The 13,329-nt window shown below is 53.7% G+C and carries 9 protein-coding genes and 2 pseudogenes; 4 read left to right on the forward strand and 7 right to left on the reverse strand.

Annotation, left to right across the window (positions count from 1 at the left end):
- Positions 1 to 365: 365 nt before the first annotated feature.
- Together K8U54_RS20060 and K8U54_RS20065 are read right to left on the reverse strand one after the other, a co-directional pair.
- Positions 366 to 773: a DoxX family protein gene (locus K8U54_RS20060; RefSeq protein WP_249907452.1), complete on the reverse strand. Its 408-nt coding sequence runs from the start codon at positions 771 to 773 to the stop codon at positions 366 to 368.
- A gap of 79 nt (positions 774 to 852) precedes the next feature.
- Positions 853 to 1,227, reverse strand: coding sequence for a hypothetical protein (locus K8U54_RS20065; protein ID WP_249907453.1), 375 nt, complete (start codon positions 1,225 to 1,227; stop codon positions 853 to 855).
- Positions 1,228 to 1,404: 177 nt separating this feature from the next.
- Between K8U54_RS20065 and K8U54_RS20070 the strand changes: the two genes are divergently transcribed.
- Positions 1,405 to 2,076, forward strand: coding sequence for a response regulator (locus K8U54_RS20070; protein WP_249907454.1), 672 nt, complete (start codon positions 1,405 to 1,407; stop codon positions 2,074 to 2,076).
- A complete protein-coding gene (locus tag K8U54_RS20075) occupies positions 2,073 to 3,395 on the forward strand; it encodes an ATP-binding protein (protein ID WP_249907455.1) in 1,323 nt (440 codons plus the stop codon). Before K8U54_RS20070 ends, K8U54_RS20075 begins: the two co-directional genes overlap by 4 nt.
- Before the next feature lie 515 nt (positions 3,396 to 3,910).
- On the opposite strand, the gene K8U54_RS20080 is transcribed toward K8U54_RS20075, so the two are convergent.
- Entirely contained in the window at positions 3,911 to 4,693 is a 783-nt protein-coding gene (locus K8U54_RS20080; protein WP_249907456.1) for an SDR family NAD(P)-dependent oxidoreductase, read from the reverse strand.
- Positions 4,694 to 4,886: 193 nt separating this feature from the next.
- Between K8U54_RS20080 and K8U54_RS20085 the strand changes: the two genes are divergently transcribed.
- Positions 4,887 to 5,630 carry an SDR family oxidoreductase gene (locus K8U54_RS20085; protein ID WP_249907457.1) on the forward strand — a complete coding sequence of 248 codons (744 nt, stop codon included), beginning with the start codon at positions 4,887 to 4,889 and terminating at the stop codon, positions 5,628 to 5,630.
- Between the two features lie 308 nt (positions 5,631 to 5,938).
- On the opposite strand, the pseudogene K8U54_RS20090 reads toward K8U54_RS20085, so the two are convergent.
- A pseudogene (locus tag K8U54_RS20090) lies at positions 5,939 to 7,051 on the reverse strand (efflux RND transporter permease subunit); the annotation flags it as partial.
- Positions 7,052 to 7,121: 70 nt separating this feature from the next.
- Here K8U54_RS20090 and K8U54_RS20095 point away from each other — a divergent pair.
- The gene (locus K8U54_RS20095) at positions 7,122 to 8,282 is read left to right on the forward strand and encodes an IS30 family transposase (RefSeq protein ID WP_249906380.1); all 1,161 of its coding nucleotides are present in this window, start codon (positions 7,122 to 7,124) and stop codon (positions 8,280 to 8,282) included.
- A gap of 10 nt (positions 8,283 to 8,292) precedes the next feature.
- On the opposite strand, the pseudogene K8U54_RS20100 reads toward K8U54_RS20095, so the two are convergent.
- From K8U54_RS20100 to K8U54_RS20110, 3 genes and pseudogenes are all read right to left on the reverse strand, one after another.
- Positions 8,293 to 10,326: pseudogene (locus K8U54_RS20100) on the reverse strand (efflux RND transporter permease subunit); the annotation flags it as partial.
- Between the two features lie 34 nt (positions 10,327 to 10,360).
- Positions 10,361 to 11,563: an efflux RND transporter periplasmic adaptor subunit gene (locus K8U54_RS20105; RefSeq protein WP_249907458.1), complete on the reverse strand. Its 1,203-nt coding sequence runs from the start codon at positions 11,561 to 11,563 to the stop codon at positions 10,361 to 10,363.
- 226 nt (positions 11,564 to 11,789) lie between these two features.
- Complete coding sequence (locus K8U54_RS20110) at positions 11,790 to 12,905, reverse strand: metallophosphoesterase (protein WP_249907459.1); 1,116 nt, start codon at positions 12,903 to 12,905, stop codon at positions 11,790 to 11,792.
- Positions 12,906 to 13,329: the final 424 nt, after the last annotated feature.

Consider the following 13,329-nt stretch of genomic DNA (forward strand, 5'->3'; position numbering starts at 1 on the left):
ACAACCAGTCGCAGGCCAGAGATGAGTTTGAATAAAACTTGCCGCCGTACTAGGGGCAGCGGAACTGGCGATGTAGGCGGATTTCTTATTCAAAGTTCCAGCTTGCGTTTAAACGGAAGACACTTAACGCAGGGAAGAGGTGAGCTTCACTGCATCACTTGTCCGTTTATGATTTCCAACGACTCCATATCTCAATTCATGTTTTAAACGTAAGCGTACTGGTAATATCGCTCAATGTTGTGAGCTATCGTCCTCGGAGTGCGCAGAAGGAAGTTCTGTCAGCTCATGGTAATAAAAAGGAGGAGCGTAGAGTGTACGCTCCCCAAGGGAGACTCTGATACCAACTACGGTTGAGGGGGCTACTTCTATTGTGGAAGTCTAGGTTGGCTCCGGAGTGAGTCGATACTGAAGCCGCCTGCGCCTGAGACTGCTACCTGCAGTAGCCCGCCACAAATTGCCAGGTTTTTCAGAAAGGCGATTACCTGGCCCCTGTCGGAGAAGTCAAAGTGAAACGCCAGCGCCGCAGCCAGGGTGAAAATGCTCATGCCGATGGCTACCCATGCCGTGCGATAACCGACCAGTAGGGCGACTGCCAGCACCAGTTCGACGAACAGGGCGGCCGCATAGCCTAGTTGAGCGAATGGCAGCCCTGTATTGCTGATGTAAGCGATGGTCGCTTCAGGCGCGATCAACTTGCCAATGCCGCTGTAGAGAAAGATCAAACTCAGCAGCAGCCTGGCAAACAGCGAGACATAGGCATCTTTATGACTCATTAGTGAGTTTTCCATTGTTTCTCTCGCGGGGGTTAATGTTTGTTTAATAGGCCAGACATTGCCTGGCCTGGGTCGACGCCTAAATGATGCGCTCGCCGAGTAAGTTACCCTCGTCGTCAAATAATTGCAGAGCTTTGTTTGCACCTCTTTCAGCCAAGTTGATCCTGTAGGTGGCGGCCGAGGTGAACTCGGAGAAGTCGATGCTGGCGAATTTATGCATCGTCGACTCCTGCCCCATATCGGCCACGACAAGAACCTCCAGCGTATTGTGCCCGGGCGAGACTTTGAAGTAGTGGCCGTGATCAACCGCGCGTCCATTTACTTTGCTAGCAACTAGAACGCTCGTCGGGTCAGAGGAAAATATAACCAATGCACTTTTTTCTTCAGGCTGAGGGATGGCTGTGGCACAGGCTGACAACAAAAGCATCGTTGCGGCAATCAGTAGATTTTTCATGACATCCTCGGGGTACTTGAGTTGAAGGAGTGGTGTCATGATGAGCGGATAGGATTAAGAGTGAATTAAGAGATTCGTCTAGTCTGGCGAAATAAAGTAAATGGCCGGTAAAAATCTTAATTTTGGCTTAACCTGTAGAGCGTTAGGATATTCACATTTTTCTACAGCGAGGTTCTCATGCGTATATTGCTTACAGAGGACGATACGCTCATCGCTCAAGGTGTCGTGGCTGGCCTTTCTGCCCAAGGCTTTAGCGCCAGCCACGTAACGACTGCGTCTGCAACAGAAGCGCTGCTGCTAACCGCGGAGTTCGATGTGCTTATTCTGGATCTGGGGCTTCCCGACAAGGATGGCCTTACGCTGCTCCGGCGCCTGCGACAGCGCTCCATCCATATTCCGGTGTTGATCCTGACGGCGCGCGACTCCATCAATGACAGGGTCGCGGGGCTCCAGGCGGGGGCAGATGATTACATGCTCAAGCCATTCGATCTCCGCGAGCTGGCGGCCAGGCTGCATACCTTGAATCGCCGGTTCCTCGGGCGAAGCAGCAACGTCATCCATCATGGAAACCTTACTGCCAACCCCACGACCCGAGAGTTCTTTCTCGACGGAGTGCGGGTGAATCTTTCTAAAAAAGAGCAGGCCATACTTTGTGCTCTACTCAATAGCAAAGGAACCCTCACAACAGACAGCTTGAAAGACGCGGTGTATGGCTTTTCCGAGGACGTGGAAAGTAACGCATTGAACGTGCACATTCATAACCTGCGGCGCAAGCTTGGCAATGACATTATTCACACCATTAGGGGGGTCGGTTACCGATTGGGCCCGACACAAAGCGAGGCGTCATGAGCATCAGATCGGGCTTGGTACTGCGCTTGGGAGTCAGTTTTGTCCTGCTGTGGGCTCTGGCTGCTACTTGGATGTTGCGTGACTTACAGGTAAACATTGACCGGTCGCTTGATGAGCGGCTTGAGGCATCTGCGCGGCTTGTGGTCAGCTTGCTCAGTCTGCCCGCCTTTTCGCCAGTAGGACAGGAGCCTGAACCCTCGAAGAGCTTTAGCATGAAGGACGTTGCTTCGATGGCGGGCATGGCATGCCAGGTCTCCTCGTTGAAGGGAGAGATCTTAGTCAAGAGTCGTAATTCTCCCGACGAGAAAATGGGTGACCTTGGCGTTGGACATCACACTCAGGTTGCCGACGGTACTAGGTGGAGGACGTTTACCCTTGAGGTCAATGGGGTGCGGGTCAGCACCGCAGACCGCATCGAACAGCGCTCGCAGCTCAAATACTCCATTTTGAAGGCGGCTGCGGTTCCGGTTGTCGTCGCGTTGATTGGTGGTCTTCTGGTGCTATGGATTGGGGTGGGGCAAGGGCTAAGGCCTTTGACACGAATAACCAATGCGCTCTTTTCACGCAATGCACAGTGCCTGGATCCGCTCGATGTATCAGAGCTCCCCAGGGAGTTGCGTCCACTCGCGATGTCTCAAAACGAATTGCTGTCGCGTATTTCTCATGCCATCGAGCGAGAGCGACGATTTACCGGAGATGCTGCTCATGAATTACGCAGCCCGTTAACGGCGGTCAAGACCCATATACAGGTTGCCCAACTCACCGAAGGCGAGGCGTCTCAAACGGCATTGGTGCGAGCGCAGCAAGGTGCCGATCGTCTACAGCGCATTCTTGAACAGCTTTTACTGTTGGCGCGGGTAGAGGGTAGCCTTTCATTCGATGATGGCACGCAAGCACTCCCGACTGATGTGGCCAGGCAGGCGTTGGATGATTCGGAGCAGGACAGTGGCATCAGGATCCAGCTCCAGAAGAACCTGGACGTCTATCCAATCGCAGTTCCCTCTGTCCTTGCCACAGCCGCACTGCGTAATCTCCTCGATAACGCATTGCGTCATACGGCTGCAGGCACGAAGGTCGATCTTCTCGTCTCCATCGAAGAGGGCATGGCATCCTTCTGTGTACGAGACAGGGGGCCGGGCATACCTGAGGAAAATCTGGCCGAGGTGGCCAAACGTTTTTGGCATAACGGAAATCAAAGTGGGAGCGGACTTGGGCTGGCCATAGTTGACGCGATAGTCGTTCGCTTCCGGGGGGAGCTGAGTTTCCGCAATACCGGTGATGGTCTGGAAGTCTTGATGAAGCTACCTTTGTTGAAGTGAGCCCCGTCCCAGCACTAGGGTCTGTCTGAAAAGTCTCCGAGCGAAGGTCAGGCGAGGCAAAATCGGTGAGGAACGGGCTGGGCTCGCATTCGAGTTTACGAGCTGTGAATGAGCATTCCGACTGGGCTGGCAATCCAGCCGATTTTTAACGAAGCATCACCGAGCGCAGGTACTTTTCAGACAAACCCTAAGGAAGTGTGATCTCATGGTGATAGACCGCTTACTCAGGTGGTTAAGGCGTGACCCTGTTGGTTATGGAGCCTTGCTACCTACGAACCTCGTTCAGTAAGACCCTCACCATAAGATTGCCGGACGCGCTTAGGTGTATGATCAGGCGATGAAATGGGCTCAGTCTTTCGTAGCGCTGCCAATCAGCGTGTGAAATTTTGTAGAGCTGGATATGAAAGCAGTTTCACCAATCTCGATGGTTTTGCGAAGGGTGTTGTCAGTGTGGGATTGCGGTGTGGGCATGACGGCGGCTATTGGCGCCGCCGTCGTACTGCTTCTTGCTTTTCTTACTGCAGGCGAGCGTTTTGTGCGTGACGCTGCGCTTTGACTGTTTCAGGTGTGGTGCGATTGTCGATGGCCTGTTGCTTGGTCTCGTCGTCACCGCCGACCACGTGGTCGACATCATTCATCAAGGCTTCAACCCCTTGTCTTGCAACTTCAGTCTTGTCGTTCTTCTTCGACTGACCAATTTTGCTATTGGCCATGCCGGCATTATTGTGAAATTCGCTGTCTGTAGCCCCAGGGAGGAGCGCTGTAACCGTTACGCCCGTTCCTCGGAGTTCTTCGCGCAGCGACTCCGCAAAGGAGAACCCGAACGCCTTTGAGGGCCCGTATACCGTCTCATAGGGAGTCGGTTGCGTCGCAGATATCGAAGAGGTAATCAGGATACGACCGCATTTGTTAGCGACCATATGGATTGCGACCCGCTTGGCCATATGTACCGTACCGGTGATATTGATGGCGATGAGCTTGAAGTCATCCTCAAGCCTGTTGTCGATGAACGCTCCGCCTTGACCAATCCCGACGTTAAGAGCCGCTGCTTCCAGAGGGCGCCCCAGGGATAGTACGTGGTTCCAGAGCCCTTCAACGCCTTCATATGTGGACGCGTCCGCTTGGTACGGATAGCACTCTACTCCCATCGACTGGATGGCCTCGGCAGATTTTTTCACTTTGTCGCTGGAGCCAGAAATGACTAGGTCGAACCCGTTCTGGGCGAACTGTTTAGCTAGTTCAAAACCGATTCCCGAAGAGCCTCCGGTGACCAATGCAAGAGGACGGCTGGAAGTCATGTATTTTCTCCTAATTTAATAAAAAAGCCCCACGCCGCACTCGATTGGGGGCGGGGACGCTCCGTCATCGGAAAGTGTGTATCCAGCTTTTGATTCATGAGCTTTATTCATTGCTCCGTGTCGCTGGATGCAAGGTCAAGCACGATTTTGGGAAGTCCGAATCTGGGCAAGCTTTTCCCAACCAGGAGTGGATATGTCCAAATTGAAAGGTGCTGTCACGGTAATCACAGGCGCGTCATCCGGTATCGGAGCGGCGACAGCGATCAAGATCGCCAGCCTTGGCGGGGTTGTCGTGCTGGCAGCTCGAAACGAAGAGAGACTTCAGGCGATCGTCAGTCAGATCAAGGAAGCGGGCGGAGAGGCGTCTTATCACATCACTGACGTGTCAAAACGTGAAAGCCTGCAGAGCTTGGTGCAGTTTGCCGAGGCTACATATGGCAAGGTCGACGCACTGGTCAATAACGCGGGGCTGATGCTGTTCTCAGATTGGAAAGATGTTGCAGTCGATGACTGGGAAAAAATGATAAGCACCAACATCCAGGGTTACTTGAATACGATCGCAGCTGTGCTCCCTAAAATGCTCGATCAGGGGCATGGCAAGATCCTGAACATGTCCTCAGTAGCGGGCTTACATGTTGGCGGCTCAAGCGGGGTCTACAGCGCGACGAAGTTTTTCATTCGTGGCATCACTGAAAGCTTGAGAAAAGAGGTGGGCGTGCATAACGGAATTCAGGTCTCCATGATCAGTCCCGGTGTGATTGATACCGGCTGGGCCGACAAGGTGAACAATGAAACAGGCCGCAAGGCTGCCAAGACGCTAAATGAAATCGCAATTGCACCCGAGCAAATTGCGGACGCTGTCGCTTATGCACTTGATCAGCCAGCTAATCTCACCGTCAACGATATCGTCATTCATCCGACCAAGCAGGACTGGTAACCGTGGCCGGCGGCCTTTAGATAAGGCCGCCGTTAGCTTGCTGCTGCCCTTTTAACTCGTTGCAGATCTTCCCGGCGCGCAGGCAACATGCCTCATACAAGGGTCGAGGCAGATGTCGGCGAGCATCAGTGTGATGTGACTGACGGCAGGGCAACTGCCGTAGCCATCACGGGAGCACGCTCGTCGCAAGCTCCCAGCTTCGGATCAATTTGGTCATCCCTCCGTCCACCAAGTTACACACACCTGTCGGATCGCTCCCCAAATACCTTCCTTTCTCCGCTACGACCCGCACGGGTGGAGCTCTCATGTCAGTTCCCCCCTTCGAGTCGCGGTATCACGGTCTCGGGGTGATTCACTTTGCGAGAATAGCGCTGCGCCAATTTACTGATGATCACGAAAAATAGCGGCGTCATGAAGATCGCTAGGAAAGTTGCCGCCAGCATGCCGCCGATGACGCCGGTACCGATTGCATTGCGGCTTGCGGAGCCCGCTCCGCTGCTGAATACCAGCGGCAGTACACCCAGTATGAATGCGAGCGAAGTCATTAGAATTGGGCGTAGACGAAGTCGAGCGGCCTCGATGGAGGCATCCACAACGTCCATTCCTTTAGCGACCAGCTCTCTCGCAAACTCGACGATCAGGATCGCGTTCTTGGCTGCAAGCCCCACCGTGGTCAGGAGAGAAACCTGGAAGAACACGTCGTTTTCCAGCCCACGCAATAGCGCGGCCCCAAGAGCGCCGAGAATCCCAAGGGGCACAACCATCATCACCGCAATTGGGATCGACCAGCTCTCGTAGAGTGCTGCCAGGCACAGGAAGACAAAGAGGATGGATACCGCGTAAAGGAAGGGGGCTTGAGAGCCGGATTGTCGCTCCTGATAAGACAGTCCAGTCCACTCGTAACCGATGCCTGGCGGCAAATTCCCTACGATCGATTCAATTGCGTCCATCGCATCGCCAGTAGAGTACCCCTCAGCAGGGCTACCGTTGATCTGGACTGCTGAGACACCGTTGTACCGTTCCAGCTTCGGTGAACCATAGATCCACTCGCCACTGCCGAAGGCGCTGAATGGAACCATCTCGCCTTCGTTATTACGCAGGTACCAGTCATTGAGGTTCTCTGGCGTCATGCGCCATTTGGCATCCGCTTGTACGTAGACACGTTTGATGCGGTTGTCCAAGTCCAGGAAATTATTGACATAGGACGAGCCCCAGGCGACCGAGAAGGCCTGATCGATGACGGACGCTGTGAGCCCCAGCGCACTGGCTTTCTCCCGATCAATGTTGACCTTGAATTTGGGCGTATCGCTGAGTCCGTTTGGGCTGACATTCTGCAGGACAGGGTGCGCGTTCGCTTCGTCGATCAACTGATTCTGCGCTTGGATTAACGCGTCATGCCCCAGGCCCCCATTATCTATCAGCTCCAGGTGGCGGATTCAATTGGTCAACGCAACACCATAATTCCTGTGTAAGCAGGTAGGAGTGTTGCAGATGAAGCAAAGACCTCGAATCTATTACACCGAAAGCCAGAAAGCGCTGATGTGGGCGCACTGGAGAAGAGGAGACTCTCTCCAGCAGATCGCCCAGCTCTTTGATCGCAACCACTCCTCGATACAGCGCATTTTGGCGCAGACAGGAGGGATACGACCGCCGATACGTAAACGCTCAAGGCTCGCGCTTACGATGGCAGAGCGTGAGGAAATATCGAGATCTCTCGTTGCAGGGCATTCGATTCGCCTGATTGCTCTACAACTTGGCAGAGCGCCCTCGACAGTTAGTCGGGAGATAAGCCGCAACGGCGGGTTGCATCACTATCGAGCCAGCTATGCAGATCAAGCTGCATGGGATCGAGCCTGCCGCCCTAAGGTCTGCAAACTTGTCCAAGCTCCGCAGTTAGCGCAACTTGTGGCTCAGCGGTTGCAGATGCAGTGGTCACCAGAACAAATAGCTGGTTGGCTACAGCGTACTTACCCAAATGAGCCGAGCTATCACGTGTCCCACGAGACGATCTATCGCAGCCTTTTCATACAGGCACGTGGCGCCTTGAAAAAAGAGCTGCTTGAGCATTTACGGCGCACTCGAGCCATGCGTCGCTCACGCCATCACACCCAAAAAACAGATAACCACGGGCAAATTCTTGATACGGTCTCTATCAGTAAGAGGCCCGCTGAAGTAGCTGACCGTGCTGTACCTGGTCATTGGGAAGGTGACCTACTGTGTGGCAGTAAGAACAGCCAGATCGCCACGCTTGTCGAGCGTCACAGCCGCTATCTGATGTTGGTGAAAGTAGCCGGCAAAGATACGGCTACGGTAATCGATGCGCTTATAGAAAATGCTCAAAAGCTACCTCAAGAGCTTTATCGATCTCTGACCTGGGATCGGGGCAAAGAGATGGCTGCGCACAAGCGATTTACCTTGGCAACGAACATCCAAGTCTACTTCTGCGACCCCAAGTCCCCATGGCAACGTGGCTCAAACGAAAATACGAATGGGCTGTTGAGGCAGTACTTTCCCAAAGGCATGAATCTATCTGAGTACTCTCAAGACAAGCTCGATGAGGTAGCAAGACTATTAAATGAGCGACCACGTAAAACACTCGACTTTGCGACTCCTGCCGAGTGCTTTAATCAGTACGTTGCGTCGACCGGTTGAATCCGCCCTCGAAACCAGACACGTTGCCGAGCTCTGGAATCGAAGGCGCGCTACCTGCAGATATGACGGCATCCTTGTACGGAGCGAACCGCTCATTGACCCGCTGTATGAGTGCAGGAATTTTCTGCTCGTCATCAGTCCTTTCATCGAAATCCTTCATCTGCAGAAAAATTAGTCCGGAGTTTTGTGCCCGTCCTGCGAAGCTGAAACCATTGACCTCCCATGTAGATTGAACGATGTCTTTTTCGTCATTACGCAAGTAGTTGCTTATATCCTTGAGAACCTCCGCCGTGCGCTCCTGTGTTGCACCCACAGGCGTTTTTACGATGACGAACATCGTTCCCTGATCCTCATCAGGAAGAAAGGAGGTTGGCAAGCGCATGAACATAAAGACAACAGCGGCAAGGAGTAGGGCGTAAAGCATCATCGTCCGCAAAGGGTGTCGGATGATGCTTTTCACGCCCCCGTCATACTTGATCTGGCTCCGTTCGAATGTCCGGTTGAACCAGCCGAAGAATCCTGTCTTGGCTTGGTGATCATGCGAAAGAGGCTTCAGGATGGTCGCGCACAGCGCGGGAGTAAGGATCAGCGCCGCGAAAACGGAAAGCGCCATGGCAACAACAATGGTTAGAGAAAACTGCCTGTAGATGACCCCGACCGAGCCGCCCGAAAACGCCACCGGGATGAATACAGCTGCAAGCACCACACCGATGCCCACAAGGGCTCCGGTAATCTGTCCCATCGCTTTGCGGGTTGCTTCGCGCGGCCCCAGGCCTTCTTCGGCCATGATCCGCTCGACGTTCTCCACGACGACAATCGCGTCATCGACCAGAAGTCCGATCGCAAGCACGAGTCCGAACATGGAAAGCGTATTGATCGAGAATCCTGCAACTGCCATCGCAGCGAACGTGCCGAGCAGTACGACCGGAACCGTGATTGTGGGAATGAGCGTCGCCCGGAAGTTCTGGAGAAACAGGTACATCACCAAAAACACCAGGACAATGCCTTCGATGAGGGTGCTGAGCACCCCAAGGATCGACTCGGTTACGAAAGGCGTAGTGTCATAGGGGTACTGGGCAATCATTCCGGGGTGGAAGAACGGTTCGAGCTCAGTGATCCGCTCTCTGACTGCTTCTGCCACGTTCAGTGCATTGGCTCCGGTCGCGAGCTGGATCCCAATTGCGGCTGCAGGCTGCCCGTTGTATTCGGTTCGATAATTATAGTTTTCACCACCAAGCTCAACCGACCCTACATCTCGGATTCTGACTTGAGATCCATCCGGATTGACCTTCAGCAGGATGTTGCCGAACTCTGTGGGTATACGGAGCAGGGTTGCTTCGGTAATGGTTGCCTGGAGCATCTGCCCCTCTAAAGAGGGCGTTCCGCCCAGCGAGCCGCCAGCGATTTGGACGTTCTGCGCGGTGATCGCATCCGTCACATCGGTCGCGTTCAGCTTGTAGTTATTGAGCTTGGAGGCATCGAGCCACACACGCATCGCAAACTGCGAACCAAAGAGGCGAACAGTGCCTACGCCATCCAGGCGGCTTAGTGGATCTTGGACATTGGCTGCCAGGTAATTCGCAAGCGCGTCGCGACTCATGCTGCCGTCTTCGGACACAAAGCCAATAGCGAGAAGCATGTTGTTACTGGACTTGGTGACCGAAAGGCCGCTCTGCTGGACACTCGCCGGCAACTGCGGGGTGGCCAGTTGGAGCTTGTTCTGCACCTGCACCTGCGCAATGTCGGGATTGGTTCCTGGGGCGAAGGTCAGCGTGATTTCGGCGGTACCGAAATCGTCGCTTGTAGAGGACAGGTAAAGCAGGTGGTCGAGGCCACGCATCTGCTGTTCGATTACCTGAGTCACGGTGTTCTCGACAGTGCTCGCAGAGGCGCCGGGATAATTCGCTTGAATCTGGACGGTGGGAGGGGCGATGACGGGGTACTGGGACACAGGCATTGTGAAAATTGCGCCTATGCCCGTCAGCATCAAGATGATGGCCAACACCCACGCGAATATCGGTCGATCGATGAAGAAATTAGCCATGCGGTAGGGGCTCTTTATTCAATTCTGAGAAGACCTAGGAGGCGGAGCCGAGGCGTGGGCCGCTTTCATCAGGTGTAGAGTCAGCTGCCGTAGATTGCGCAAGCTCGGCGGGAACGGCCTCGACCACTGCGCCAGGGCGGACTTTGTCTGTTCCCTGAACGATTACTCGATCACCAGGGCTCAGCCCGCCAGTAACGATCCAGTCAGCTCCTCGCGTCCCGGAAGTGGTGAGCACCGTTTGAGAGACCTTGTTGTCAGCGCCGACGAGCAATGCAACCGGCTGACCGGCCTGGTTGTGTGTGACCCCTACTTGGGGCACGAGCATCGCGGTGTTGTTGGTGCCTTCGTGTAAGCGAGCCCGGACGAACATACCTGGCAGCAGAACGTTGTCCTTGTTGGGGAACACCGCCCTTACCGTTACCGATCCTGTCCCTTGGTCGACGCTGACGTCAGAGAACTGCAGCTTCCCTTGCTGGCCGTAAACTTTGCCGTTCTCAAGCGTCAGCTCGACCTCGGCAGCGTCCTCGCCTTGGGACTGAATCCTGCCTTCCTGAATATCGATTCGAAGCTTCAGGCCCGCAGCACTGGATTGAGTTAGATCGACATACATGGAATCAAGCTGCTGCACGGTGGTCATCAGGGTTGCGCCGTTTGCCTGTACGTAGGCGCCTGGCGTGACCTCTGACAGGCCGATGCGGCCGCTAATCGGCGAGACAACGTTGGTGTAGCTCAAATCGATCTGTGCTCGTTCCACATCCGCTTTGGCGGCAGAGACATCAGCGGCAGCCTTGCCCTGATTGGCGAGGGCATTGTCATAGTCCTGCTGACTGATAGCCCGGCCGGCGACCAGCAATTCATACCGATCAAGCTGCGCTTTCTGGGCGACCAGATTGGCCTCGGCCCGAGCTAATGCGGCTTTCGAACTGTTCAACGCCGCGATATAAGGGGCTGGATCAATCTTGTAGAGCAGTTGACCTGCTTGGACGTTGGCCCCTTCAGTGAACTCCCTGCGTAAGACGATTCCGTCCACACGGGCCCTGACCTGGGAAACCAGGTAAGCGTTTGTTCGCCCTGACAGATCGCTGTACACCGGCACTGGGCTAGCGGCCACCGTGATGACACCAACCTCGAATGGCGCGGGAGGCTTCGATACGGTTTGGTCATCGCATCCAGCTAGGGCTATAAGCAGCCAGAACACTGCGCTAGCTGCAACAGTACTAAACCTAAGCTCGTACATTCCGTACCTCTGACTGTAGTTGTGAAGCGCTAAGCATTGGTAGAAGGGTTCGTTATGCCAATACAACGGCTCGATGCCCGCAGTTACACGCAAATGCTTCTCGCGAGAAACACTTGACCTGATGAAAACTGACAGAACAAAAGACCTAATCGATTGTGGTTTCTTACTCTTAGACGCTGGCCTGAAACAGAGCAGGCAGTAAGGTCATAGTTTTTATGATTAAGGATTATTGTTTAGGGCGCAGGGTGAACTCGGTGATTTCGGACGGAACGCCTAAGCGTATCGGGAAGCCTATCCACAGCCCAGTGCCATTACTAACGTAAAGCTTCATCCCATTAACCTCATAGTCACGGGATACGAAACCTTCGTTGGCAGGCCCGGCCAGGAACCTCAGAAATCGAATCATTCCGCCATGTGTATGGCCTGAGAGTTGAACATCTACACCGGCTGCAGCATTGGCTATAGAACCTTCGGGTCGATGGCTTAACAGAATGGTCGGAGCATCGGTAGGGGCGCCATCTAACGCTCGCTCCAGATCTGGGCCGTTAAAATCGTAATTAGTGGCCGCTGCGTCAGTCACGCCAGCTATCAGCAAGTCAGATGTGTTGGGGCGAAGCACCATGTGCTCGTTGGTCAGCATCTTTATTCCAAGCGACTCAAACTTAGGTGCCCACTGTGTATAGTCGAAGTAGTACTCATGGTTGCCTGGAATTCCAATGACCCCATTTGGCGAATGAAGATCACCCAGAGGAGCGACGTCCAGCTCGCGAGCAGCAACAGAACCATCAATCAAATCGCCAGTGATTACGATCAGATCTGGCGATAGCTCATTCGTGCGTTCTACGACACCGCGTACCCATGGAGCCTGAAAAATTCGGCTTATATGAAGGTCAGTTAACTGGACAAAGCGAAAGCCATCGAGATCGGGTGGAAGTCCACTTATCTCCAGCTCGACTCTGTGAACCTCAGGAAGCTGCACCGCCTGGTATACCCCTAAAGCGGCTGCTAAAGACGCTGCACAAGCGGCACTAAGACGAACTCCTGTACCCAGTTTCCTATGTATAGCCCGGCTGGTCGCAAAAAATCCTAAGAGGAGGATAAAATCACTGATGATTGTAAAGATGAAAAGTAAAGCAAACGAGCAGAATAACCAGCCAAGCGCAACAACTGCGGCATAAGGCAGCTCGGGTGACCACATGTTTCCAAACACAAGCTCTGTAATAAAGTGATATTTGGCAGCAAATAGAATGAAGATGCCAAGGAGAACACGCTTGCCGAGTGATATCGGCAGTGGATAAACAAACCGTACGGCAACGTATAGAAATGCAATTGTCGTATACATGGTTATCTCTTCATCAGCCTGTCGGTGTAGATAGGGTCATTTGATCCGCGCAAAGTGATCATCTCTGAGCAAGATTTCATAATACCCAGTGGGTCTGGATATGATCGTTTAGTAGAGTTGCACGTCGCCATGAATAGCGCTCATCAGTGCTGACACCCTATTTCAGGGGCTTTGCGCCTGTGGATGCTGCAAGATCCGCAAAATTCGACAACTTTTGTAACCTAACCCCGATGAGCCGGCCGGAGGAAAACCGTCTCACAGCGGCGTTGAGTAAAGTTCACTGTTAGATGCTGGTAAGCCGACTCAGTAATCGTTTGAGCGTTGAGTTCTGAGGGACGTGTTTTTACAGGTTCAGTGGCTTTTCAGGTTTGGTGCCCAAGATCCAATTGATGCCATGGTGCATTGACGCCCGTCATCGATCCAG

Source organism: Pseudomonas fulva (assembly GCF_023517795.1).
GTDB lineage: Bacteria > Pseudomonadota > Gammaproteobacteria > Pseudomonadales > Pseudomonadaceae > Aquipseudomonas > Aquipseudomonas fulva_D.